Source organism: uncultured Henriciella sp. (genome assembly GCF_964005855.1).
Taxonomy (GTDB): domain Bacteria; phylum Pseudomonadota; class Alphaproteobacteria; order Caulobacterales; family Hyphomonadaceae; genus Henriciella.
The window spans coordinates 68,612-93,715 of record NZ_CAXFSW010000004.1; the positions used below are offsets into that span (position 1 = coordinate 68,612).

Sequence of the window (25,104 nt, forward strand, 5' to 3'; positions counted from 1 at the left end):
TCATGATGAAACGCTCTTTCTGGCCAGCCATTTCGCTGCTCGCCCTCGCCGCCTGTTCTGAGCCGGCGACACCTGCAGATGAGGCCGCCGCCCCGGATGCGGAAGCCACCGAAGACGGCGCCGCCATGGAAGAGGATGCCGGCGGCGACATGTCTGGCGATCAGAGCGCCGAACTCATCCTGCCCCTGCCGGAAGAGACATCGACGGAGATCACCGCCGAAGACCTTGCCGTGCGCATCTCCACCCTCGCCGACGACGCCTATGAGGGCCGCGGTCCGGGCAGCGAAGCGGGCGAGAACTCGGCGCTCTGGATCGCCCGTGAAATGGAACGCATCGGCCTTGAGCCGGGCGGCGAGGATGGCGGCTGGTTCCAGACCGTCGCCATGGTCGAGCAGAGCATCGATGAGAACGCCTCTTCCATCACCTTCAACGGCACAGGCTCCGGCGAAGCAATGCCGATGACGCTGAAGGAGGACGCGGTTCTCTGGACCAAGCATCAGGATCAGACCGACCTCGACTTCACCGATTCCGACCTCGTCTTTGTCGGCTATGGCGTCGTTGCGCCGGAATATGACTGGAACGACTATGAGGGCCTCGATGTCGAGGGCAAGACCGTCGTCATGCTGGTCAACGATCCCGGCTTTGCCCGCGAGAGCGAAGACCTCTTCAAAGGCCGCGCCATGACCTATTATGGCCGCTGGACCTACAAGTTCGAGGAAGCGGCCCGTCAGGGCGCAACCGGCGCGATCATCATCCATGAGACCGAACCGGCCTCCTATCCCTGGGAAGTGGTCCGCAATTCCTGGTCCGGCGCGCAGGCCGACCTGGTCCGCGACAATGGCGGCGCCGACCGCACCACCTTCGAGTCCTGGATCACGGTCGACGTGGCCCGCAAGCTCTTCGAAGAAGCCGGCCTCGACTATGAAGAGCTGAAATCGGCCGCCAAGGAGCCGGGCTTCGAGGCCGTCGACATGGGCGACCTCACCGTGTCCGGCAACATCGTCCAGAGCATCGACACGATGGATTCGCGCAATGTGGTCGGCGTCCTGCCGGGCACTGAGCGGCCCGACGAATACATGCTCTACACCGCGCACTGGGACCATCTCGGCAAGAAGAGCGAAGAACGCGCCGGGGAACCGGGCCAGGACTTCTATCAGGATGACATCTTCAACGGCGCGGTCGACAATGCGACGGGCTCGGCTGCCCTTCTGGAGATCGCCGAACGCATGGCCGCCGAGGAGCATCCGCGCTCGGGCCTTTTCCTGTCGGTGACGCTTGAGGAGTCCGGCCTGCTCGGCTCGGCCTATTATGCCGACAATCCGACCGTCCCGCTGAACCAGGTCGTCGCCGGTATCAATATGGACGGCATGCTGCCTGTGGGCCGCACAAAGGAAATGGTCGTGGTCGGCTATGGCGCGTCTGAGCTTGAAGACATACTGAAAGCCAAGCTGGAAGAGCAGGACCGCGTCGTTGAACCCGATCCGCGTCCGGAGGCTGGCTCATTCTACCGCTCCGACCACATCTCCTTCGCCAAGAAGGGCGTGCCGATGCTCTATGCCGATGGCGGCCTCGACAAGCGCGATGGCGGCGAAGCGGCCGGCCGTGCCGCAGCCGACACCTATACCGCGCAGCGCTATCACAAGCCGATGGACGAGTATTCCGAGGACTGGGATCTCTCTGGCATGGTTGAGGATGTGACCGCCCTTTACGAGGTGGGCCTTGAAATCATCAACTCCGATGAGTGGCCGACCTGGTATGAAGGCAATGAGTTCGAGGCTGCCCGCGAAGCCTCGCTCGCCGAAAAGACAGACGGCGAGTAAGTCTTGCTTTCCTATCAGCATGGCTTTCATGCCGGCAACAGGGCTGACGTGCTCAAGCACGCAGCCCTGTTTTCCGTTCTCCAGATCGCCGCTCAGGCCCAGCATGACTGGCTCTATATGGAGACGCATTCTGCCGCCGGCACCTACGACCTAAATGACAAGCTGGCCCGCAAAACGGGCGAGGCCGATGACGGCGTCCTGCGCCTTCTGAAAAAACGCCCTGCGGACTCCCCTGCCCTTCAGGCCTGGCTGGACTTCGTGGCCGAGCGCGGCCCGCAGGCCTATCCCGGCTCACCGAAGATCGCCCAGCACTGCCTTGGCGAAAAGGACAGGATGATCTTCTTCGAACGCCACCCGGCCGAGTTCGAAAAGCTGAAATCCGCGATAGACGGCGATGACAGGGCGCGGGCGCTGAAGGAAGACGGGTATAATGGCGCGCTGAAGCTTCAGCCCCGGCGAGGCGAGCGCCTCATGGTCTTTCTTGACCCAAGCTATGAGACCGAGCGCGACATGGAGCAGCTTGCCGAATGGCTGCCACGCGCCATGAAACGCTGGCCCAAGGCAGCCTTCCTCGTCTGGCTTCCCCTGTTCAAGGATGAAAGGGAGCTTGAGTTCGGCCAGTTCATTTCCAGCCTCGATTATGGCTTCGTCGCAGGCACGCGCTGGGTCGACACTAGCGAAAAGGACACAGCTCTGGAAGGGTCCGCCATGATCGGGCTACGCACAACACCGGCAATGGCCCGTCCATGCTATGAGGTCGCTGAAACGCTGGACCGTTACTGGTAGCCCCTAGCGGGGCTTTCAGGCGACGTCGCGGTCTGATCCCTCCGATGCCTCTGAGGCTGGGCCCACCCAGTCATCCTCGTCCTCGCTAGCCCGTGGCCGGTCGGTTGGGCGGCCGATGGAGCTCGGCGGCAGAGTCAGTATGGCGGTCGTGCCGACACCGACACGCGATTTGAGGACCACGTCGCCAGCCATGAGACGCGCCAGATGCCGGCAGAGCGTCAGACCGAGGCCGGTTCCGCCATGCTCGCGGTCGAAATCGCCATCGGCCTGATAGAAAGCGTCGAACACCTTCTCCAGCTTCTCTTCAGGAATGCCGCGGCCGAAATCGCGGATGGCGATGAAAGGCGCGCCGTCGGTGTCCACCCCGGCGCGGATCACGATCTTCTTGCCTTCTGGGTTGTGGCGCACTGCATTGCTGACCAGATTGATCAGGATCCGTTTCATCGCGGTTTCATCCGCATGCAACTTGCTGACTTTCGGCGATATCCCGACATCGAAATCCCCGGCGGCCACCTTGTCTTCAAAGCCTGCGGCCAGGGTGATCGCCTCGCTGAGCAGGCCCTTTGTGTCCAGATCCACCGGGTGAACCGGCAGCCGCTCCAGCCCGACTTTCGAATAATCGATGATGTCGTTGATCAGTTTGAGAAGATGCGTACCGCTTGCGTGGATATTGTCCGCATATTCACGCACATCATCCGGCGAGAGGGCAATCTTGGACTTACCGGTCATCAGTTTGGAGAAACCGAGAATGATGTTCATCGGCGTGCGCAGCTCGTGGCTCATCGTCGACAGGAAGCGGCTCTTGGCCTCATCGGCTTCGACGGCCTCGCGCTGGGCCTCGATCAGTTCGCGCTCACGTGTCTTGAGCGCCGTGATGTCGGTATGCACAACAACAGCCCCGCCCTTCCCTGTCTGGCGTGTCGAGCGCATCAACCAGCGCCCGCTGTCCAGCAGAACCGGCACGGAGTCTTCCCCCGGCTTGAAATCTGGCTCTCCGCATTCGAACCAGTCGCGATGGCGCGCATTGGCCATGAGGAGCTCATTATTCGCATCATAGAAGGCAAAGGCGTCATTGGATGACTCGATGGCATCAGCCAGACGTTCGCGCGCGCCTTCGCTCTGGATGCTCTGCTCAACCATTTCAAAGACATGGCGGTAATTGCGAAGTCCGCCCATGATCAGCGCCGCTGTGAAGGAGAGGGCCAGAAGTGTGACTTCAAAGGCGAAAGGCGTGTTGAGCGCGATATTCGCCGCCAGCATGACGCTGACGCTGCCAAGCAGAAAGCGGCTGCCAACCCTGGCGACCGGGCCGAGGATCGACATCGTCCCCGCTGTCATGCCCGCTATGACGATACAGATGAATAGATTGGCGAGCTGGTCCTCGGTATGGAAGGCAATCGCGGACGCACCCCATACGACGCCAAGGAAAAGCGATGAGACTTCCGACTTCCGTAGCAGCTTTACCGAGACGCGTTTCAGGCCACCCCTCTTGCTAATGCTTCGCGCGCTCAGCAGCTGCATGGCTGAAAACAGCACCACCGGCGTGAACCAGGCGGCCACGCGTACGGGTCCGACATATTGCAGGAAGGCCGCCGAATAGATCAGACCGTTGACGAAATTGATGACGGCCATGGGAACCAGCAAGCGGATCATGAGCCGCTGCATCTCGCCATATACCCGTTCCTCCGCAGCCGAACGTGGCGCGGGTAGCGTCGCAAACAGGGATTTGGCCCAGCTGGTGGCCTGCGGCGAGCTTTCCATCACTCTTGATCTATATCAGCAGTGTCTTAACCATCCACGAATCCGGAATGTCGAATAATCATGGTTGGTTTCGTATAATCGGCTGATCGAGAATCGCCCCAATATTCGTCATTCGAACAAGAACAGTCGCAGAAGGCGCATCTTTACCCGTGCCAGCAAGCAGCAGGACGCTCAATGGAACAACAACGCATTGCAATCGTCGGCGGAGGACCTGCAGGATTAAGTCTCGCCCGGCTGCTCAGCGATGCAACGGATGCCTATATCACCGTTTTCGAGGCGGGCGTCCGGCCGGGAGGAAAGTCCTTTTCCTTCATACAGGGCGATGCGGTCGTGGAGATGGGCACCTGCTATACGACACGCGCGCACAGGATTGTGCTGGACTGGATGAAGGAAACCGGCATCCACCTCAAACCGCTTCGCGAACAGAGTTTCGATGGCGAGGATTTTCTGGACTATGTGAAACGCGGTGAAGGCCCGGCCCTGCCGATTCAGATATTGCGCTTCCTCGGCGGCCGCCAGCGTCTCATGTCAAAGCTGAAAAAGGACCCCGTACCAGAAGCCGCCCGGCAGGAAGCTGCCCAGACAACAGCCGACTGGCTGCGCGCGCGGGGTCTCCACAAGATCGAACGCTTCATGTACCGGTCGATGACCAATCTCGGCTATGGCTTTGTCGATGAGACCCCCATCGTTCAGGCCATGCGCTGGAATGACTTCGATCTTATCCTGACCGGTCTGCTCAAACAGCTGAAAATGCCCGTCGAAGGCTGGACCGCCTTCTGGGAGCGGGTAGCCGCCCCGCTGGATGTGCGCACCGCAACGCCGATTGCCCGCATAGAGCGCGGGAGCGGCAAAATACGCCTGACCAGCGCGGCGGGCGAGAGCTTCGAGGCCGACCAGCTCGTCTGCGCCATGGCGATCGACGACTTTACCAAACTCCTCGATGAGCCCCTGCCCGAGGAAACTTTCGCTGCAGGCGCGCTCAGCTGGAATGGTTATACGACCACGCTTGTCGCGACATCGGAAAAGTTCACAGACGTCAATGTCGCGGCCTGGAGCCGGGCTCTCACCCCCGGCGCGCAGACTGGCCAGATGATGTCGGCGCGCTATGACGGCTATGAGTCAGAGCTTGGCGGCCACCTTTATCTCACCGGCCAGCTATCCGGCGAGTATAGCGACAGCGAACTTGAGGAACTCCTGCGCGAGGAAATCTCCCGCGAGGGCGGAGAGATTACCAATATCGTGCTGCAGCGGACCTGGAAGTATTTCGCCCGCTACCATCAGGATGCCGTCCGTGACGGTCTTCTCACCCGGCTGGAGGAGATGCAGGGCAAGCACGCGACCTGGTACACCGGCTCTGCCTTCTCGCACGAAGCGGTCTCGAACATCGTCAACTTCAATGCCGGACTGGCGCGCAAGATGCAGGCTGCCTTGTGACCCTGTTCCACCGGGACACAGAATGAACCTCTTTATCCGCCTTCTCTTTGTTTTCCTGCGCGCGAACCTCTCACGCGAACGTGTCAGCCTGTTTGACACGACCCGGATCAAGGCGAAGGTGCGCCTGACCGATCAGGACATGTTCGCCCATATGACGAACAGCCGCTACTTCTCCTTCAGCGATCTTGCCGTCATCAACTATATCGTGCGCACTGGCACCTGGACCAAGCTGAAGGCGCGTGGGTGGATTCCGGTTGTCTGCTCTGAATCCGTTACACTTTCCAGAATGTTGAGCTGGCGTGACCGGTTCGAGATCGAAACCCGACTCATCGGCTGGACGGACACCTATATGTGCCTGGAGCATGACTTCCTGCACAAGGGCAAGCTCACCGCCAGGATCCGGATCATCTCCCGATTTGCCAGCCGCAAGCGTGAACGCGTCACCATGGAGGATGTCGTCGCCCATCTCGGCGTCGAACGGGCCTCCCCGCCCCTGCCGCCTGAGTTCGAGGCCATGGTAAACGACGTCGAAGCTGCCCGCATCCGCAGGACCAGCGAGACTGGCCCCGCCTAGGCCAGCTCGTCTATAGTCTCTTCAGGTTCAGAAAGACTGGGAGAGCCACCATGCATATCCTGGGAGTCGCCGCGCTTGGCCTCGCCATCGCCTGCATGATCGCCGCCTGGCGCGCCTGGCGGCGCGAAAACTGACAATGGAGGATGGTGGGCGGTAACGGGCTCGAACCGCTGACCCTCTCGGTGTAAACGAGATGCTCTACCAACTGAGCTAACCGCCCCTCACGCAGACATTTGCTTGAGCTTGCCGCCAAATGCAAGACAGCCCCTGCGTGTTATCTGCAGGGGCTGTCTCAATCTTTATGTGGACATCCGCCTAGTGGCGGACGGTCGGCTCACCTTCCGGATCGGAAGACGGCTTGCCGGCCAGGCTTGCCTGAAGCGCCGCCTCATCCTCGTCGGACCATTCGATCTCCGAGAGCGGCCGCGTCAGCGCCCGGGCGAAGACCTCATTGATGTCCTTCACGGGCACAATGGTCAGGCCTTCCTTAACATTGTCCGGAATCTCGGCCAGGTCCTTCTCATTCTCTTCCGGGATGAGAACGGTCTTGATGCCGCCGCGAAGGGCTGCGAGCAGCTTTTCCTTCAGGCCGCCGATCGGCAGCACACGGCCGCGCAGCGAGACCTCACCGGTCATCGCCACATCGCGGCGCACCGGATTGCCTGTCAGCAGCGAGACGATGGCTGTCGTCATCGCAATACCTGCAGACGGGCCGTCCTTTGGCGTCGCGCCGTCCGGCACGTGGACGTGAATGTCCGTCGTGTTGAACTGGCTCGGCTTGATGCCCAGCATCACGGCGCGCGAACGCACCAGAGAGCTGGCCGCCTGGATGGATTCCTTCATCACATCACGGAGGTTACCGGTCACTTTCATCATGCCACGGCCCGGCATCTTGACCGCCTCGATGGTGAGAAGGTCGCCGCCGGTCTCGGTCCAGGCAAGGCCTGTCACGGCGCCGGTCTGGTCCTCATCGTCGGCAAGCCCATAGCGGAACTTGCGCACGCCGGAATAGTCCGCGAGGTTCTCAGACGTGACCTCGATGGAGGTCTTGTCGCTCTGGGAAATCTCGCGCACGGCCTTGCGGGCCAGCTTGGCCAGCTCGCGCTCCAGGTTCCGCACACCGGCCTCACGCGTATAGTAACGCACCAGGTCGCGGATCGCGCCGTCATCCACCGTCCACTCGCTTTCTGCGAGGCCGTGATCCTTGCGGATCTTCTGGAAAAGGTGGCGCTTGGCGATCTCCAGCTTCTCGTCCTCGGTGTAACCCGCGATGCGGATCACTTCCATACGGTCGAGAAGCGGCTGCGGCATGTTGAGCGAGTTCGCCGTCGTCACGAACATCACATCCGAAAGATCATAGTCGACTTCAAGATAGTGGTCGTTGAACGTCGAGTTCTGCGCCGGGTCCAGCACTTCCAGAAGCGCGGAAGCCGGATCGCCGCGATGGTCCATACCCATCTTGTCGATCTCGTCGAGCAGGAAGAGCGGATTGCCCGTCTTGGCCTTTTTCATCGACTGGATGATCCGGCCCGGCATGGAGCCGATATAGGTCCGGCGGTGACCACGGATCTCACTCTCGTCACGCACGCCGCCCAGCGACACGCGCACGAATTCACGGCCCGTGGCTTCGGCGATGGACCGGCCAAGCGAGGTCTTGCCGACACCGGGCGGACCAACGAGGCACAGGATCGGGCCCTTGAGCTTCTTGGTCCGCTTCTGCACGGCCAGATACTCAATGATCCGCTCCTTGACCTTTTCGAGGCCATAATGGTCCTCATCGAGCTGGTTTTCCGCTTTGGTGAGGTCGGTGGAAATGTCGGTCCGCTTGCCCCATGGCAGCGCGACCAGCCAGTCCAGATAGTTGCGCACGACGGTCGACTCTGCCGACATCGGGCTCATCTGGCGCAGCTTCTTCATTTCCTGATCGGCCTTGGTGCGGGCCTCTTCGGACAGTGGCGTGTCACGCAGCTTTTCTTCAAGCTCGGAGATCTCGTCGCGTTCGCCTTCCGGAGAATCGCCCAGCTCGCGCTGAATGGCCTTCATCTGCTCATTCAGATAATATTCGCGCTGGGTCTTCTCCATCTGACGCTTGACGCGGTTCTTGATCTTCCGCTCCATCTGCATCATGCCCATCTCGCCCTCCATGAGAGCGAAGACCTTCTCAAGGCGCTCACGCGCATTGGTCAGTTCGAGCAATTCCTGCTTGTCGGCGAGCTTCACCTGAAGCTGTGAGGCGACAGCATCGGCCAGCTTGCCGGCCTCGGTGATCTGCGAGACGGTGGCGACCGATTCCGGCGGAATCTTGCGGTTCAGCTTGGCATAGTTCTCGAACTGGTCGATCACCGCGCGGGCCAGAGCCTGCACCTCGCCTGTATCGCCTTCCTCGGCCTCGACGAGTTCGACATCGGCGTCGAAATAGGTGTCACGGTCATTGAAGGACACGACGCGCGCACGCGCGGAGCCTTCGACCAGGACCTTCACCGTGCCATCGGGCAGTTTCAGGAGCTGGAGAATGGTTGCCACGGTGCCGAGCGCATGGACATCATCGCCCGTCGGCTCGTCCGTGGAGGGGTCTTTCTGGGCGACGAGCATGATCTCATTTTCGCCTTCGTCCACCATTTCGAGCGCCGCGACGGACTTGTCACGGCCGACGAAAAGCGGGGCCACCATGTCTGGAAAGACCACGATATCCCGGAGTGGAAGCACTGGGAGGGTTTTTTTGGGCATTCAAGCCTCCTCTTTAAGTCTGGATCCTGCTCAGCAGCGATCCGGCCGGGCGCCGCTTTACTGTCTGACGATTCCGGCCTTCTGAGAAAGATGTGGAGACAAAAACGGCCCGTTCAAGCTACGTTGAACAGGCCGTTCCGATACATTCCTGTGGGTAGACCCGATCAGGACGCTTCGCTTGGCTTGGCCTGCTTGGCGTGGACGTAGAGCGGCGCGGCATGGCCATCGACCACCTCGCCATTCACCACGACCTCCTCGACACCGCGAAGGGTCGGCAGGTCGAACATCGTGTCCAGCAGGATGCCTTCCATGATGGAGCGCAGGCCACGGGCACCGGTCTTGCGCGCAATCGCCTTGCGCGCGACCGCTATCAGGGCCTCATCGGTAAAGGTCAGCTCGACATCCTCCATGTCGAAGAGACGCTGATACTGCTTGAGCAGCGCATTCTTCGGCTGGGTCAGGATTTCGATCAGCGCCTCTTCATCGAGGTCTTCCAGCGTCGCGATGACGGGCAGACGGCCGATGAATTCCGGGATCAGGCCATAGCGCTGCAGGTCTTCCGGCTCGACTTCACGGAGGACTTCGCCAACGCCGCGGGCATCGGGGTCCTTCACATCGGCGCCAAAGCCCATACGCGTGCCTTCGCCGCGTGAGGTGATGATCTTGTCGAGGCCGGCAAAGGCGCCGCCCACGATGAACAGGATATTCGTCGTATCGACCTGCAGGAATTCCTGCTGCGGATGCTTGCGCCCGCCCTGTGGCGGCACAGCCGCAACCGTGCCTTCCATAATCTTCAGAAGCGCCTGCTGCACACCCTCGCCCGACACGTCGCGCGTTATGGACGGATTGTCGGACTTGCGGGAAATCTTGTCGATCTCATCGATATAGACAATGCCGCGCTGGGCGCGTTCGACATTATAGTCGGCCGACTGAAGCAGTTTCAGCACGATGTTCTCGACATCCTCACCGACATAGCCGGCCTCGGTCAGCGTTGTCGCATCGGCCATGGTAAACGGCACGTCCAGAATACGCGCCAGCGTCTGCGCCAGAAGCGTCTTGCCGCAGCCTGTCGGGCCGACCAGAAGAATGTTCGACTTCGACAGCTCCACGCCATCGGACGAGGAGGCGTGCGAGAGACGCTTGTAATGGTTGTGGACGGCGACGGACAGGATACGCTTGGCGTATTGCTGGCCAATCACATAATCGTCAAGCACGTCGCAGATTTCACGCGGGCTCGGCACGCCTTCCTTGGACTTGAAGCCCGCTGCCTTGCTCTCTTCGCGGATAATATCCATGCAGAGCTCGACGCATTCATCGCAGATGAAAACCGTCGGCCCAGCAATGAGCTTCTTCACTTCATGCTGGCTCTTTCCGCAGAAAGAACAGTAGAGCGTATTCTTTGAATCGCCGGAGCCGTTTTGCTTGGTCATGGCTACCTCTTAGCTTGGGAGCCTTTAACGCCCGATTTAAACCGGGCGAGAAATCCCTCTAGAAACTGATCTTATAAAGTGAGCCTGCAGGTGCAAGCCTGCATGCGCATTCGATCAGGCTACTTCTTGTCTTCGTCCTTGCGGCGCTCATAGACCTGATCGATCAGGCCGAAATCACGCGCTTCCTCGGCGGTCATGAACGTGTCGCGGTCAAGCTTGCGCTCGATCGTCTCATAGTCCTGGCCGGTATGCTTCACATAGATATTGTTGAGACGGCGCTTCAGCTCGAGGATCTCCTCGGCGTGACGCTCTATATCCGTGGCCACACCGCGATAACCGCCGGACGGCTGGTGGACCATGACGCGTGCATTCGGCAGCGCGATCCGCATGCCCTTCTCGCCGGCTGCGAGCAGCAGCGAACCCATGCTGGCGGCCTGGCCGATACACACGGTCGAGATCGGGCAGCGGATATATTGCATCGTGTCATAGATCGCGAGACCCGAGGAGACATATCCGCCGGGGCTGTTGATATACATGGCGATGTCTTTTTTCGGGCTCTCGGACTCCAGGAAAAGAAGCTGCGAGGTGATGAGCGCGGCCATGCCGTCATCGATCCCACCGGTCACGAAGATGATCCGCTCTTTCAGCAGCCTCGAGAAGATATCGAAGGCGCGTTCGCCGCGGCTGGTCTGTTCGACCACCATCGGGACAAGATTGAGAGCGGTATTGAAAGGATCGGTGTTCATATGAAGCGTTCCAGCCTGACTGTCGTCTATCGAGAATTTCCGGACACCTTGGTCGCAGAGACGTCCATATTTGTCTACTCCACTCTGCACGCAAGGGCTGCGCCTGACTGTGAACAGCACTACACCCCGAAAAGAAAATGCCGGGACATCGCTGCCCCGGCATGATCGCTTGCGCTACTAGGTCCTTCTAGACCTTGTAGTACATGTCGAATTCGACCGGGTGCGGATGAAGCTGGAGACGCTCCACCTCTTCCATCTTGAGGTCGATATAGGCGTCAAGCTGGTCGTCATCGAAGACGTTGCCCTTCTTGAGGAAGTCGCGGTCACCATCGAGGTTCTCCAGCGCTTCACGCAGCGAGCCGCAGACCTGCGGAATGGACTTCGCCTCTTCTGGCGGCAGGTCGTAAAGGTCCTTGTCCATGGCGTCGCCCGGATGGATCTTGTTCTCGATCCCGTCCAGACCGGCCATGAGAAGCGCGGCGAAGGCGAGATACGGGTTCGCCGTCGGATCCGGGAAGCGGGTCTCGATACGCTTGGCTTTCGGATTGGAGCCGAACGGAATACGGATCGAGGCAGACCGGTTGCGGGCCGAATAGGCCAGCATGACGGGCGCTTCATAACCCGGCACCAGACGCTTGTAGGAGTTGGTGGACGGGTTGGTCAGCGCGTTCAGCGCCTTGGCGTGCTTGATGATACCGCCGATATAGAACAGGCAGTTTTCAGACAGGCCCGCATACTCGTCGCCAGCGAAGGTCGGCTTGTCGCCGTCCCAGATCGACTGGTGGACGTGCATGCCCGAACCATTGTCCTTGAAGTAAGGCTTCGGCATGAAGGTCGCCGTCTTACCGTACTGGGCGGCCACATTGTGGATCACATACTTGTACAGCTGCAGACGGTCAGCCATCTTGGTCAGCGTCGAGAACTTCATGCCAAGCTCATGCTGGGCCGGCGCCACCTCATGGTGGTGCTTTTCAGGCTCAAGGCCGATCTCACCCATGATGGCAAGCATTTCAGAGCGCATGTCCTGCTCTGAGTCGATCGGCGGGACCGGGAAGTAACCGCCCTTGGAGTGCGGCCGGTGGCCCATATTACCAGTCGGGTATTCCTTGCCGGTATTGAACGGCAGCTCGGTCGAATCGAAGGAATATCCGGTATTGTGCGGGTCGGTCGACCAGCGCACATCGTCGAACACGAAGAATTCTGCTTCCGGGCCGAAGAAGGCGGTGGTGCCGACGCCGGCCTGTTGCAGATAGGCTTCGGCCTTCTTCGCCGTCGTGCGCGGGTCGCGGCCATAGGGCTGCATCGTCGTCGGGTCGAGGATATCGCAGAAGACAGACAGCGTGGTCTGCTGGAAGAAGGGGTCGATGATCGCCGCGCTCTGGTCCGGCTTCAGAAGCATGTCGGACTCGTTGATCGTCTTCCAGCCGGCGACGGACGAGCCGTCGAACATCTGGCCTTCCTCAAAGAAGTCGTCATCGACCATGCCCTTGTCGAAGGTCACGTGCTGCATCTTGCCACGCGGGTCGGTAAAGCGGAGATCGACGAACTCGACGTCTTTCTCCTTCATCATTTTTAGAAGATTCTCGGCCATATAGCCCTCCTGTTAGAATTACTTTTGCATGCCTGTTGAGACGGGCGGATTTCAGAGTGCACCGTCGCCGGTCTCACCCGTACGAATGCGGACGGCTTCTGTCACGTCAGAAACGAAAATCTTGCCGTCGCCGATCTTGCCGGTCTGGGCAGCTTTCGAAATCGCATCGATGGCATTGGCGACGCTGGAATCGGAGACGACGAGCTCAAGCTTCAGCTTTGGCAGGAAATCGACGACATATTCGGCCCCGCGATAGAGTTCCGTGTGGCCGCGCTGGCGCCCGAAACCCTTGGCTTCGGTCACGGTCATCCCCTGCATGCCGACCCCGTGCAGCGCTTCTTTTACGTCATCGAGTTTGAACGGCTTGATGATCGCCTCAATTTTTTTCATCGCCTTCCTTTATCCCTTCTCTGTAGGCATCTGTCCCAGCCCTATCAGCCTCCACGGCGGGGTCGATTGTTCGGGGTCTGCAAATCCGCGAAGCGAATTCGCGGCGCCTAATTTTTGGTCGCGCCTGCTGATAATTTAATCAGCGCGCACCGAAAAAACTTGACGCCTGCGTCATTGTTTTTGAGGGCCTCTGGTATTATATTAAGTAATTCTCCCTAACTCATCTGTGACGACCCATGACCACGACCACCTTTTACGTTGATCCTGCCCGCGAGACGCCAAGGCTTCAGCCTCTGAAGGCATGGCGCCACATGAAAAAGCTGATCGCGAACAAGGAAGACACCGAACAGGTCTTCCAGATTATCGAAGCCTTGAACGGCAAGTCCGCCTATCGCGACTTCGAGAAGTTCATAGCAACACCGGCGGGCCAGGCCGAGTTTGCCAAGCGCACCTACCTTCCTCCGATCCTCGACAACCATGCGCCGCTCCATGACCTGCCGGAAGGCAGCGTCGGGCGCACCTATGTGGAATTCATGGAACGCGAGGGCCTCTCGGCCGCCGGCCTGGTCGCCGAAAGCGAAAAACGCCCGGGCGTGCTGCGTGCCCATGATGACGATCTGCTCTGGTACGGTAACCGCCTGCGCGACACGCATGACATGTATCATATCCTGACCGGCTATGGCCGCGACGCGCTCGACGAAGCCACCCTGCTCGGCTTCACACACAGCCAGCATGGCGGTCTCGGCATCAGCTTCATCTGCTTCATGGGTGGGCGCCAGATCGCCAAACGCGCCCCGAAGGAGGCCGATATCCCGGCCGTCATCAAGGAAGGCCGGCGCAATGGCAAGCTGGCCAGAAGGCTGATCGAACAGGACATCGAAGCCCTGCTCCCCCGTCCGCTCGATGAAGTCCGCGAGGAGCTGAACATCAAGCCGCCTGTCGCCTATTACCGCGCTCATGAAGTCATGCGCGCCCATGGCCTCGATCCCTATTCGGGGGGCCTCTAGGCCACGGCCGAGAACCCGGGCGGTTGTCCTGAAGGTGATTTCATTGGATGCTGAAGGCTGAGCCTTAACGGGCCTTGCGCTTTCATTGAACACGTTCAGGACACTTAATGATCTATCTAGTCAGACACGGCGAGGCTGAGGCCGGCTGGGGCACATCTCCGGATCCCGGTCTCTCCGCGCTCGGTCTCAAACAGGCCGAGGCGGTTGCCGAACAGCTCGCCAGCCAGCCGGTCAACCAGATCCTCGCCAGCCCGATGCGCCGCTGCCAGGAAACCTCCCGCCCCTTTGCCGGCCAGTCCGGCCTGCAGGTGTCGACCGAACCGGCTGTCACCGAAATCCCGACCCCGGACGGTCTCGATGACCGGGTCGACTGGCTACGCGGCTTCATGGCCGGCACCTGGGACGCGGCGCCGCCGGTCGTCGCCGACTGGCGCGAGGCCTTGGTCGGCAAGCTCGCCTCGATTGAGAACCACACAGTGGTCTTCACCCACTTCATCGCGATCAACACCATTGTCGGCCATCTTTCCGGCAGCGACGCGGTAACCTCATTCAGACCTGGGCACTGCTCGGTGACGAAACTCCAGCGCGAAAACGACGTTCTGCGCATTGTCGAACGCGGCAGCGAGGCGGCGACACGGGTCTTGTAAGGCCAATCGCGGCGCCACACGCCTGGAACACCGCCCAGACACCGTCCATGCACCGCCCGTGCACCGTCGAAACTGCAGGAAACGCCCGGTCTTTCCGGTCGCATGATACAAGGGACCAAATGACCTCCCCGACCCCGGACACGAACCATCCAGACCTCTGGCTTGCCGACTGGCCATGGCCTGCAGATGACAGCCACAAGCACAAGCGCGGCGCCCTCGGCGTCGTCACGGGCCCGCCCGCCTCGACCGGCGCGGCGCGCCTCGCGGCCCGTGCTGGCCTTCGCATCGGGGCCGGCCTCGCCACCCTGTTCTGCCCGCCATCTGCCACGCTTGTGAATGCGGCCCATGAGACTGCCGTCATGGTGAAGCCCTTCGGCTCCCCCGAAGCCCTGGGTGAGCTCGCGGAAAGCTGCAAATGCGTTCTTATCGGCCCTGCAGCCGGCGTCAGCGACGCCACCCGCGACAATACTCTGACCGTACTGGACAAGGCAGGCGCCGCGGTCCTCGACGCAGATGCGCTCACCGTCTTCAAGGACGACCCGAAGACGTTGTTCGACGCGATCATCCATCCCACAGTCCTGACCCCGCATGAGGGGGAGTTCGCGCGCGTGTTTCCCGGGCTTCTCGACAAGTACAGCCGCCCGGAAGCGACCGCCATCGCGGCAGCCCGGTCCGGGGCGGTTGTGCTCCTGAAAGGCAATGAAACGCTGATCGCCGCGCCAGATGGTCAGCTTGTGCTCAACCGCCACGCCTCCCCGTTTCTTGCGACAGCTGGCAGCGGCGACGTCCTCGCCGGCATGATCGCCGGCCTCATCGCGCAGGGCCTTGATGCGTTCAAGGCGGCCTGCGCGGGCGCCTGGACCCATGGCGAGATTGCCCGCCGCCTAGGACCCGGCCTCATCTCCGAAGATCTGCCAGACGCCCTGCCCGGACTGCTGGCTGAATTTTATGCAAGACGCGCTTGATAGGCCCCTGCCGCACAAGTAGGAGACCAGCTCTGGCGTTGGCCCATGTGCGGATGTGGCGAAATTGGTAGACGCACCAGATTTAGGTTCTGGCGCCGCGAGGCGTGGGGGTTCAAGTCCCTCCATCCGCACCAGCCCCCAAAGCCCCGCTACGGCGGGGCTATCGCGCCATATGAAATTGCTTCAGCGGCACGCATGGACAGTCCAGACCCGCTGTGACATACAGCGCCGCTTCTAGGAAAAACCAACGCCAAAGCCTAAAGCCACGGGGCTCAACGGCACAAGGAATGACAAGATGGAATGCACCGAAACGACTGATGGCCTGAGCCGCACTTACAAGGTCAAGGTGCCTGCAAGTGAGCTGAAAACGCGTCTCGATGAGCGGATCGAGGAGATTCGCCCGCAGATGCGCCTCAAGGGCTTCCGCCCCGGCAAGGTGCCCGCCTCCCACGTGCGCAAGATGTTCGGCAAGTCGATCATGGGCGAAGTGGTCGAAGCGGCCATGAAAGAGTCCTCCGAAAAGGCCATCACCGACGCCGATGTGCGCCCCGCTTCCCAGCCGGACATGCACATGGAAAGCGACATGGAGAAAGTGCTCGAGGGCGAAGAAGACCTCGCTTACCACATGCATGTCGATGTCATGCCGGACTTCGAACCGGCCGACATGTCGGGCATCAAGATCAAGAAGCCAGTCGCCGAAGTCGATGACGCGCAACTCGAAGAGACGCTCGATCAGGTCGCCGAGAATAACATGAAGTATGAGGCCCGCGGAAAGACCGCAAAGGCGCGCGAAGGCGACGCCGTGGTCATCGACTTCCTGGGCAAGATTGATGGCGAGCCTTTCGAAGGCGGCGCCGCAGAAGGCCACACGCTGGTCCTCGGCTCCGGCAGCTTCATTCCGGGCTTCGAAGACCAGCTCATCGGCCTCAAGACCGGTGAGGAAAAGGACGTCGAGGTTACCTTCCCTGAAGAATACCAGGCTGAGCATCTCGCCGGTAAGGCCGCTGTCTTCGAAGTGAAGGTCAATGAGGTCCGCGCGCCGAAGAAGCCGGACATCGATGAAGAGTTCGCCAAGGGCCTTGGCATCGACTCGCTCGAAGAACTGAAAGACATGCTGAAGACCCAGCTTCAGCAAGAGCTTGACAACGCCTCGCGCGCAAAGGCCAAGCGTCATCTTCTCGACGCACTCGATGAGCGTCACGACTTCGAGCTGCCGCCAAAAATGGTCAACATGGAATTCGACCAGATCTGGCAGCAGCTTCAGTCCGAAATGGATGCCGGCCGCGTCAGCGACGAGGACAAGGACAAGTCTGAGGACGAGCTGAAGGAAGAGTATCGCAAGATCGCAGAGCGCCGCGTGCGCCTCGGCCTCGTCCTCGCCGAAATCGGCCGCCTTCAGGAGATCAAGATTTCCGAGCAGGAAGTCCAGCAGGCGCTCATCCGCGAAGCCCAGCGCTATCCGGGTCAGGAGCGTCAGGTGCTCGAATTCTTCCAGAAGAATGAGAACGCCATGGCCCAGCTGCGTGCCCCGATCTATGAGGACAAGGTTGTCGACCACCTCCTCGACACGGTTGAGATCGAGGAAGAGAAAGTCTCCCGCGAGGAGCTTCTGAGCGAAGACGAAGAATAGGCCACAGCCTGTACAACTGGTTCAGAGAGCCCGGCCCGCAAAGGCCGGGCTCTTTTCATTCGAGCATCGCAAACTGGCGCTTATGCGAGGCGCTCCTGTCTGGCGGCCGAAACAGCTCCTGAGACAGGGCAACGTCCACGCGCTGAAACCGCCCGCCGGGCGGCACGTGGAGGCTGGTCTCAATCCTCTCCCAGCCGATATCGACAGACAGGGTATACTGGCCGGGGGCCACACCCTCAAAGACATACTGGCCGAAAGAGGCTGACCGGTGGGTGGTCACCTCACCGGTGTCCAGAGCTGTAAGGGTCACACCCTCGCCCTCCAGGCGCGTGTCGCCGGCGCCTGGCAGACCGTCTGTGTCATTATCGATGAAGACAGTCCCGCGAAGCTGGGCCGCCACATCTTCAAACACCTCTGAGGGCGCACCGCTGTCGCGGGGAGATCGCTTTGCGGTTCCCGGCGCGTGCCTGCCGGCCATATCGGAGATGTCGAACGTCGCGCGATGAAGAGCGGCCTCAGGCTCTGCAGGTACGCTTTGACGCGTTCGCAGGACCGGCTGCACCAGAGGCGGCGCAGGTGATGCGCCGCCCTTATCGGGGCGCGCCGCCTGTTCCAGATCTCCACGCAGGCGCGCCCCGGTGCCCCCATCCCCGCCCCTCGGCATCGTCAACGAGGCCTCCAGAAGAAAGCCTGCCCACGCCCTCTGGCTGCGCCAGTCCAACCGCGTCCTTGCGGGCGGCCTATTGGCGATGCCCGCATCATGAATGGCTTCGTCATGCTGAATCCCCCCGGCCTGCAGGCGTAGTTCTCCGGCGAACAGATCAGCCATCGCCGCATCGATTTGCGCGCGCCTGGAGACGAAAGATTGCGGGCGTTCCACCCGCCCCGCACGCCGCCCGCCATCTGGCAGCTGGAGGGACAAGCTGGCGCTGGACGGGAGGCGCCCTGCTCCGCTTTCAATGAGCCGAGACGAGAGGTCATTCCTTTGCCCATAGGATGGGTCTGCAGTGGCTTCAAACACACCTGCGAGCAGGCTGAATGCGATCAGGCAGAGCAGAGAGAGGGTGATACGAAGGGACATGGCGGGACGAAAAGGCACTCCATTGAGGCTGCCTCAATCTGTCTCATTCAGCGCTGGCAGCAGGCCTGTTACGCCTCACACTAAGCAAAGCCGGTTAAGTCCGCGCTTTATGAATATGTTGAATTCCCAGCTTTTACGGGCTGCTCCCCCAGCCTTTATCTGGCTGGGAAAACCCTGTTCGTGCATATGCACGATGCAATCGAATGGACATTTTTAAATGTCAGACTTTAGCTTCAAATGCTTGTTTATATGCAGTATTTTTCCGATGGCCCTTGCCGTCTCGTGCGACGATACGACGAGCACCACGGCCGCGCCTGCGCCCGCGCAGAGGGCCGCCGAACCTGCTGCGGCGCCTCCAGCCGAGGCAGCACCCTCGCAAACGCCTAGCGCGCATCAGTCAGAGTTCGCGAATCTGCCGGCCCCTTACTCCCAAGCTGATTACAGCCTTGGGCGCCGGACTTTCAAGAATTGCCAGTCCTGCCACACCATCGCCGAAGGCGCGCGCCATCTGGTTGGGCCCAACCTTTACGGTCTGTTCGGGCGTGAGGTCGGCACCGTCAGCGACTTTCAGTACTCCGGCGCACTCCAGTCCGCAGACTTCGAATGGACACCGGAACGGCTTGAAGAGTGGCTGACCAATCCACGCGACTACTTGCCGGGCAACCGGATGAGCTTTGCCGGGGTGCATCGCCCGGATGCCCGCCACGCCGTTATCGCCTATCTGATGGTCGAAAGCGGATATGGGGGCGAAGCGGCTCCGCAGGACGCCCCGACCGACGCTGAGGACTAGAACCTGCGTGCAATCGAGAAGAAGACAGCAGTCTCTTCAAATTCACCGCCAAGCTCTACCAGCGACCCGACAGACAGGTCGAGCGCGCCACGCCGCCAGAGATACTCCGCCTGATATTTCTGTGAGCGGGCGTTTTCCGACCCCTGATCGAACCAGGCCTGCGCGATCAGCCAGATATCCGTACTGACTTCCCGGCCAATACCGGTTTCAAGCCGATAGCGCTGGCAACCGTCCGAATGCGCCCTTGTCGCCACTTCAGCGAACCAGAACCCGTAACGGCGTCTCTTGTCGCCCCTGTTCGAGCTTGAACCGAATGTGAAGGACTGACCGATACCGCCGCGCGCCTCTCCTCCAAAGGACTGGCAACCGGAGGCGCCGCCAATGGCCTCGCCCTCCAGGGCGCCGCCTTCAAGCGAAGCGACCATATTTCCGGACAAGGGAAAAGTGCGCCTGAGGGTGGTCCGCCAGCCGCTTGCGGCGAACTCGGAAAACCCGTCAAAGGTGACGCGCTCATATTTCGCCGTCGCCGTCCAGCGCTCGCTCACCCCATATTCGCCATAGAGATCGACGCGGGAGGCTGAGAGTCCTTCGACCTCGCCAGTGTGGAGCGCAGCGCGCGTATAAACGCCATCATCGGGCCGCCCCCAGGGGCTGGCCTCGGCCTGTTGCGAAATCAACAGGAAGGTCAGGCATAGCAGTCTTCGAACCATTCGCGGAGAGCTATAACGCCCTCCGCCAATGGTTGAAGCCGAAAATTAGAGACGGAAGCGGATCTGGTCGGACCAGAAGCGCTCCAGACGCGACACGGTCTTGTTGAGCTGGGTCAGATCCATCGGCCGGACACTCGCCGTCGGCTCAAGCGCATCTGCCTGTTTGGCGAACAGGCCCTCAACGCGCTTGCGAACCTTGTGGCCGCGCTCGGTGAGACGAAGATGCACGGTCCGCTTGTCGGCTTCCGAGCGCGACTGGACCAGATAACCACCCTCCTGGAGCTTCTTGATATTGTAGGAGAGACTTGTGCCAGCAAAAGCGCCACGTGCGCGCAGAATGGAGGCCGGCGTCTCGCCTTCGCCAATTTCATAGAGGAGAAGCGCCTGGACACCGGTGAGATGGCGCTCGCCACCCCGCTCCAGATCGTCCTTGACCACATCGTGGAGGCGGCGGTGCGCCTGCTCAAGAAGCGAAAGAGACTTCAGGAAAGATTCAGCGACCGTATCTTCTCCGGTCACTGCTTGTGCAGTGTTGTTCATTGTAACCACCATCATCACTCAACTTTTGTTGTAGTTTGAACAGAGTTACGCGCTTCATCCTGATATTTCGTTAAACAAGGGGTCTGCGAATCGCCGATTCGTTAACAAAACCCGGCAATCCGGTTAACATCGGACGTAAATTCAGCCACAATTGGGCCTATCAACCTTTAGGAAACCTTAGAAGCGCACGCTGCATTAGCATTCAGACACGTACTGGCACAAAGTACCGGCTCTTCCGGAAACAGTGTAGAAAACGCGTAGAAGACAAGATCATGCAATCGAAGATCGAAATGGCAGAGTCTGATCCCCAAGAACAACGCGACTTCCCGCGCTTTGAAGTGAATACGACCGGAACACTTATTCTCGAGACCGGGTTCAAGATGTCATTTGTCGTAAAGGACATGTCACAGCGCGGTGCAAAGATCCTGCTGAACAAGACATCCATCCTGCCCGAGACGTTTACGGTGGAGATCATCAGCCCCGACGGTTCCAAGCTGAAACGCTGCGACGCCCGCCGTCAGTGGCAGCGCGGCCCGCTGGCGGGCATCCGGCTGCTCAGCGCCAAGACGATCCGCTTATAAATCACGCCAATTGTCTGTAAGGCCTTTTACATGAAACAGGCCCGGCAATCCGATGGTGAGAATGAGCGGGGATGGAGAGAACCGGACATGGTCGTTCGCCCTGCCCGCGCCTCAGAGACAAAGGCCGTGATCGCAGCTGATATCGCCGCTTCGGCCCTATTTGCTCCAAATTGTCCTTTCCACATTTCGCGACCTTGCCTGGAATGCGCCTTTCTATGCCTCGGCGGGGTTCGTGGAGCTACCGCGCGATGCGCTTGAGACGTAGATGCATGAGATTGAGCGTGCTCAGGCGCCATTCATGGATGTTTCCAAACGCATATTCATGGCAAAAAACCGTTCGACATTCCTGACAGAGATATAAGTAGGCCTGCATGACTTCTCCTTTTCCGCAGACATTCCCGGCAACACGTCTGAGACGTCTCCGCCACTCCGGCTGGATACGCGAGCTTTCCGGTGAACACGCGCTGACGCCCAGCGACATCATCTGGTCGATGATTGTGCATGATGGCGAGGACGCCAAGGTTCCCGTGGGCTCCATGCCAGGGCTGGACCGGCTCAACGTTGACGAAGCCGCCAAGGCCGCAAGGCGCGCCAGGGATCTCGGCATTCCGGCAATTGCGATCTTTCCGCATATCGACCCATCAAGAAAGGACGAGACCGGCAGCGAGGCACTGAACAAGGACGGCCTCATACCGACCGTTATCAAGGCCATGAAGGACGCCGCGCCCGAAGTGGGCGTGATCTGCGACGTCGCGCTGGACCCCTTCACCATTCATGGCCATGACGGGGTGGTCGATGAAGCCGGTTATGTCCGCAATGACGATACAGTCGAGCTTCTGCGCCAGCAGGCCGTGGTCCAGGCAGAAGCTGGCGCCGATATCGTCGCCCCGTCCGACATGATGGATGGCCGCGTCGGAGCGATTCGGACCGCTCTCGAAGAGGGTGGGTTCTCAAACACCATGATCCTCTCCTATGCCGCGAAATATGCGAGCGGCTTCTATGGCCCCTACCGCGATGCCATCGGCTCGGCCTCGGCGCTGAAAGGGGACAAGAAGACCTATCAGCAGAACCCGGCCAATAGCGACGAGGCGCTGCGCGAAGTGGCGATGGATATCGCCGAGGGCGCCGATCTTGTCATGGTAAAGCCCGGCCTGCCCTATCTCGATATCATCCGCCGGGTCTCGGAGACCTTCGCCGTGCCAACTATCGCTTTCCAGGTTTCTGGTGAGTATGCCCAGATCAAGGCAGCGGGACAGAATGGCTGGATCGACGAGGAGCGCGTGATGATGGAAACGCTGCTCTGCTTCAAGCGGGCGGGCGCAGCCGGTGTCATCACCTATTTCGCAGAAGCAGCCGCGCAGATCCTGAATGACTAGAGACCTCCCCCTTCCCTTCCCCAAAAGCGGGCTCAAGGTCCTCACGACCCTCCTCGCCAGCCTCGCCCTTGGTTCGTTGGCGGCGCAGGCACAGACTATACCTAGCGATGCGGTCTCCTTGCCTGACCTTGACGGCGGGCGCTGGGGGGTCTCCGTGGTCTCACTTGATGGGGAGCAGGTCTTCGGCCTTTCGGAAGACCAGCGATTTGCTCCGGCCTCGACGCTCAAACTTGTCACCACATCGGCCGCTTTCCGACTGCTGGGTGATTTCGACTCCGGGCGCTGGCCTGGCGGGACAAGTGTTAATCTGGAGTCTGTATCCACGTCACCCTATCCCAATCTGGTTCTCAAAGGCGCCGGCGATCCCAGCCTTTCCGCGACAGGACGCTGTGAAGGCAACTGTCTGCAATTGCTGGCAGATGCCGTGGCAGAGAGCGGGGTAACCGACATTGCAGCGATCGATGTCGACGATTCCCTTTTCCAGCCGCCACACTGGCCGACCGGCTGGACACATGAGGATTTCCGCTTCGGCTATGCGACGGCGATCTCCTCGCTGAGCATTGATGGCGGTGTCGCGCGCGCCCGCCTGACACCTGGCAACCGGCAGGGCCAGCCGCCAGAGGTCTCCTGGGAGTGGACACCCTTCTTCAAGATCAACACGGATGAGGCCCAGACCGTGTCGACGCGCCAGTTCAATCTGGATCTTATCCGCCGGCCGGGCGCGCAGGAGGCCTTCCTTCTGGGGCGCCTGCCGCTTGCTTCGCCGCCGGTACATCTTCAGTTCGGCCTGGACGACCCGGCGCTCTATGCGGGCGAAGTCTTCAAGGCCATGCTGCAGTCGCGCGGTGTGACAGTGCATGGGCCGGTGTTCCGCGGCGAAATCGTGCATGAGCCTGAAGCCGTGGAAGACGAGGCTGCCGATCAGCCGGCTGATTTCGCCCTGCCCGCGCCCGACCCTGCCGATCTGCTCGAAGAAATCCTCCACAAGAGCAATAATTTCTACACCGAAGTCCTTCTCCATCACATTTCACTCACCGCACGCGACCGCTCTCAGGAATCCGGGCTGGAGCTCATGGGAGACATGATGGTCGATGCGGGTGCGGCGAGAAGCGAGTTCAATTTTGCTGATGGCTCGGGCCTTTCCGTCTATGACCGGATTACCCCCTCGGCGATGACAGACCTCCTGGTGTGGGCCAGTCAGCAAAGCTGGTTTGAGACATGGCTTGGGAACATGGCCAGGCCCGGCGAGAACGGCACGCTCAAATACAGGTTCCGTGAGCTGGCCGAAACCGGCCGCCTTCACGCAAAGACCGGCAGCCTGACCGGGGTCGGTGCACTGGCAGGTTATTTCGAAACGCCGAGCGGCGAGCGCTATGCCTTTGCCGTCTTCGCCAACGACTCCTCCCTGAGTTCATCCCTCACGCGCAGGCGCCTAGATCAGCTCCTCTCCGAAATCTTTGACGAGCTGGATTAGGCCGGAGTCTCAGACAGGCCTGCCGCCCAGCGCCACGATCGCTCAATTACCGATGGAGACCTGTTCTCCAAGATCGAGAACCACGATCAGCACCATCATCGCGACAAGCAGGATCGCGGAGATTGACAGGTTGATCCAGAAGGCGCGGGTGGCGTTCTGCTGATCCAGCCAGCCACGTGGTTTGATATTCTTGAGGCGGAAAACGGCCAGCGCCGAGACGAGCAGGCAGATGATGTTGAGGGTCAGCAAAAGACCCGAGCGCATGGCGAATGACCACTCCTGCGCGCCGACGAAAAGGCCGAAGGCAGCGCCGGGCGGCAGTAGGGCTGCAGCCACCATAACACCGACCAGGCCGGCGGAGTTACCCTGGGCCATGGACAGCGCTGCTGCCGCACCCGCAGCCAGGGCAAGAGCCACGCTATCCAACGTGACCTGCGTACGGGCCATAAGCTCTTCACTGCCAGTGTTCAGCGGGAGGAAGAATGAGATCAGGAAGGCGACAAGCAAGGCCGTCCCAAGCCCTGCCGCAAGCGTCAGGCCAGACTGACGCAGCAAGCCCATATTGCCCAGCCCAGCGCCGAGCGCGAAACCGAGGATGGGCCCGAGGAGTGGCGCAATCACCATGGCGCCGATCACCGCCGCCACGCCATCGGCGTTGAGACCAATCGCCGCCACGATCGTCGAGAGCCCCGACAGGATAAGGAAATCGCGCGTAAGGGTCGCATCCTTGGTCACGTCATCGAGCAATTCCTCGCGAAGGACGCGAAGGTCGCTGGCGGCCTCATCCTGCTCAAGCTCTCTTGGCTCAGGCAGGCTTGCCTCGACCGGGATCATGGTGATGCGCCAGTCGCGGCAGTCCTGAAGCGCTTCGGACGCTGCATCGATGAGGATCTGGCAGCGCCCGTCATGGGCAAGGACGCGGATCATCTTCCGGTCGGCCTGCTCAATATCGAACTGGATCCAGTCGACGGGCTCAAATGCCTTGATCGCCCGAATGACCGTGTCGCTATCGCGTTTCTTCAGGTGAATTTCGACCTGTTTCAA

At 60.5% G+C, this 25,104-nt stretch carries 22 protein-coding genes and 2 tRNA genes; 13 read left to right on the forward strand and 11 right to left on the reverse strand.

Annotation, left to right across the window (positions count from 1 at the left end):
* The first annotated feature begins 2 nt into the window (after positions 1-2).
* Together ABNU55_RS08020 and rlmJ are read left to right on the forward strand one after the other, a co-directional pair.
* Positions 3-1,820, forward strand: a complete 1,818-nt coding sequence (locus tag ABNU55_RS08020) for a M28 family metallopeptidase (protein WP_290756424.1) — start codon at positions 3-5, stop codon at positions 1,818-1,820.
* Positions 1,821-1,823: 3 nt separating this feature from the next.
* Positions 1,824-2,606 carry a 23S rRNA (adenine(2030)-N(6))-methyltransferase RlmJ gene (gene rlmJ, locus ABNU55_RS08025; RefSeq protein WP_290754714.1) on the forward strand — a complete coding sequence of 261 codons (783 nt, stop codon included), beginning with the start codon at positions 1,824-1,826 and terminating at the stop codon, positions 2,604-2,606.
* 15 nt (positions 2,607-2,621) lie between these two features.
* Here rlmJ and ABNU55_RS08030 read toward each other — a convergent pair whose 3' ends face one another.
* Positions 2,622-4,259: an ATP-binding protein gene (locus tag ABNU55_RS08030; RefSeq protein ID WP_348764298.1), complete on the reverse strand. Its 1,638-nt coding sequence runs from the start codon at positions 4,257-4,259 to the stop codon at positions 2,622-2,624.
* A gap of 282 nt (positions 4,260-4,541) precedes the next feature.
* Between ABNU55_RS08030 and ABNU55_RS08035 the strand changes: the two genes are divergently transcribed.
* Both ABNU55_RS08035 and ABNU55_RS08040 read left to right on the forward strand, forming a co-directional pair.
* On the forward strand, positions 4,542-5,801 hold the full coding sequence (locus ABNU55_RS08035) for an FAD-dependent oxidoreductase (protein ID WP_290754710.1): 1,260 nt from the start codon (positions 4,542-4,544) through the stop codon (positions 5,799-5,801).
* Between the two features lie 22 nt (positions 5,802-5,823).
* Positions 5,824-6,375: a thioesterase family protein gene (locus ABNU55_RS08040; protein ID WP_290754709.1), complete on the forward strand. Its 552-nt coding sequence runs from the start codon at positions 5,824-5,826 to the stop codon at positions 6,373-6,375.
* Positions 6,376-6,519: 144 nt separating this feature from the next.
* On the opposite strand, the gene ABNU55_RS08045 is transcribed toward ABNU55_RS08040, so the two are convergent.
* The 6 genes from ABNU55_RS08045 to ABNU55_RS08070 all read right to left on the reverse strand — a co-directional run bounded on the left by ABNU55_RS08045 (position 6,520) and on the right by ABNU55_RS08070 (position 13,259).
* Positions 6,520-6,595, reverse strand: a tRNA-Val gene (locus tag ABNU55_RS08045).
* A gap of 95 nt (positions 6,596-6,690) precedes the next feature.
* Positions 6,691-9,102 carry an endopeptidase La gene (lon, locus tag ABNU55_RS08050; protein ID WP_290754895.1) on the reverse strand — a complete coding sequence of 804 codons (2,412 nt, stop codon included), beginning with the start codon at positions 9,100-9,102 and terminating at the stop codon, positions 6,691-6,693.
* Positions 9,103-9,266: 164 nt separating this feature from the next.
* A complete protein-coding gene (clpX, locus tag ABNU55_RS08055; protein WP_290754894.1) occupies positions 9,267-10,532 on the reverse strand; it encodes an ATP-dependent Clp protease ATP-binding subunit ClpX in 1,266 nt (421 codons plus the stop codon).
* A gap of 119 nt (positions 10,533-10,651) precedes the next feature.
* The gene (locus ABNU55_RS08060; RefSeq protein ID WP_290754893.1) at positions 10,652-11,278 is read right to left on the reverse strand and encodes an ATP-dependent Clp protease proteolytic subunit; all 627 of its coding nucleotides are present in this window, start codon (positions 11,276-11,278) and stop codon (positions 10,652-10,654) included.
* 187 nt (positions 11,279-11,465) lie between these two features.
* Entirely contained in the window at positions 11,466-12,869 is a 1,404-nt protein-coding gene (gene glnA, locus ABNU55_RS08065; protein WP_290754892.1) for a type I glutamate--ammonia ligase, read from the reverse strand.
* A gap of 51 nt (positions 12,870-12,920) precedes the next feature.
* Complete coding sequence (locus ABNU55_RS08070; RefSeq protein ID WP_290754891.1) at positions 12,921-13,259, reverse strand: P-II family nitrogen regulator; 339 nt, start codon at positions 13,257-13,259, stop codon at positions 12,921-12,923.
* A gap of 311 nt (positions 13,260-13,570) precedes the next feature.
* Here ABNU55_RS08070 and ABNU55_RS08075 point away from each other — a divergent pair, with 311 nt between their 5' ends.
* The 5 genes from ABNU55_RS08075 to tig all read left to right on the forward strand — a co-directional run bounded on the left by ABNU55_RS08075 (position 13,571) and on the right by tig (position 17,508).
* A complete protein-coding gene (locus ABNU55_RS08075; protein ID WP_290754890.1) occupies positions 13,571-14,266 on the forward strand; it encodes a Coq4 family protein in 696 nt (231 codons plus the stop codon).
* Between the two features lie 107 nt (positions 14,267-14,373).
* Entirely contained in the window at positions 14,374-14,913 is a 540-nt protein-coding gene (locus ABNU55_RS08080; protein WP_290754889.1) for a histidine phosphatase family protein, read from the forward strand.
* Positions 14,914-15,032: 119 nt separating this feature from the next.
* Positions 15,033-15,878 carry an NAD(P)H-hydrate dehydratase gene (locus tag ABNU55_RS08085; protein ID WP_290756414.1) on the forward strand — a complete coding sequence of 282 codons (846 nt, stop codon included), beginning with the start codon at positions 15,033-15,035 and terminating at the stop codon, positions 15,876-15,878.
* A 49-nt stretch (positions 15,879-15,927) separates the two neighbouring features.
* A tRNA-Leu gene (locus tag ABNU55_RS08090) sits at positions 15,928-16,012 on the forward strand.
* Between the two features lie 161 nt (positions 16,013-16,173).
* The gene (gene tig, locus ABNU55_RS08095) at positions 16,174-17,508 is read left to right on the forward strand and encodes a trigger factor (RefSeq protein WP_290749024.1); all 1,335 of its coding nucleotides are present in this window, start codon (positions 16,174-16,176) and stop codon (positions 17,506-17,508) included.
* Between the two features lie 55 nt (positions 17,509-17,563).
* On the opposite strand, the gene ABNU55_RS08100 is transcribed toward tig, so the two are convergent.
* Positions 17,564-18,589 (reverse strand): carboxypeptidase-like regulatory domain-containing protein, encoded by a 1,026-nt coding sequence (locus ABNU55_RS08100; RefSeq protein WP_290749021.1) that lies wholly within the window; start codon positions 18,587-18,589, stop codon positions 17,564-17,566.
* Between the two features lie 265 nt (positions 18,590-18,854).
* Here ABNU55_RS08100 and ABNU55_RS08105 point away from each other — a divergent pair, with 265 nt between their 5' ends.
* The gene (locus ABNU55_RS08105) at positions 18,855-19,379 is read left to right on the forward strand and encodes a cytochrome c family protein (RefSeq protein ID WP_290749017.1); all 525 of its coding nucleotides are present in this window, start codon (positions 18,855-18,857) and stop codon (positions 19,377-19,379) included.
* On the opposite strand, the gene ABNU55_RS08110 is transcribed toward ABNU55_RS08105, so the two are convergent.
* Positions 19,376-20,056: a hypothetical protein gene (locus ABNU55_RS08110; protein ID WP_290749015.1), complete on the reverse strand. Its 681-nt coding sequence runs from the start codon at positions 20,054-20,056 to the stop codon at positions 19,376-19,378. The two genes, ABNU55_RS08105 and ABNU55_RS08110, sit on opposite strands and share 4 nt — an antisense overlap.
* A 78-nt stretch (positions 20,057-20,134) precedes the next feature.
* Positions 20,135-20,629 carry a MarR family transcriptional regulator gene (locus ABNU55_RS08115; RefSeq protein WP_290749013.1) on the reverse strand — a complete coding sequence of 165 codons (495 nt, stop codon included), beginning with the start codon at positions 20,627-20,629 and terminating at the stop codon, positions 20,135-20,137.
* 272 nt (positions 20,630-20,901) lie between these two features.
* On the opposite strand from ABNU55_RS08115, the gene ABNU55_RS08120 reads away from it, so the two are divergent.
* From ABNU55_RS08120 to dacB, 3 genes are all read left to right on the forward strand, one after another.
* A complete protein-coding gene (locus ABNU55_RS08120; RefSeq protein WP_290749011.1) occupies positions 20,902-21,210 on the forward strand; it encodes a PilZ domain-containing protein in 309 nt (102 codons plus the stop codon).
* Between the two features lie 371 nt (positions 21,211-21,581).
* Positions 21,582-22,586, forward strand: a complete 1,005-nt coding sequence (gene hemB, locus ABNU55_RS08125; RefSeq protein WP_290749008.1) for a porphobilinogen synthase — start codon at positions 21,582-21,584, stop codon at positions 22,584-22,586.
* Positions 22,579-24,060: a D-alanyl-D-alanine carboxypeptidase/D-alanyl-D-alanine-endopeptidase gene (gene dacB / locus ABNU55_RS08130; RefSeq protein ID WP_290749006.1), complete on the forward strand. Its 1,482-nt coding sequence runs from the start codon at positions 22,579-22,581 to the stop codon at positions 24,058-24,060. Before hemB ends, dacB begins: the two co-directional genes overlap by 8 nt.
* 42 nt (positions 24,061-24,102) lie before the next feature.
* Here dacB and ABNU55_RS08135 read toward each other — a convergent pair whose 3' ends face one another.
* A complete protein-coding gene (locus tag ABNU55_RS08135) occupies positions 24,103-25,104 on the reverse strand; it encodes a TIGR00341 family protein (RefSeq protein WP_290749003.1) in 1,002 nt (333 codons plus the stop codon).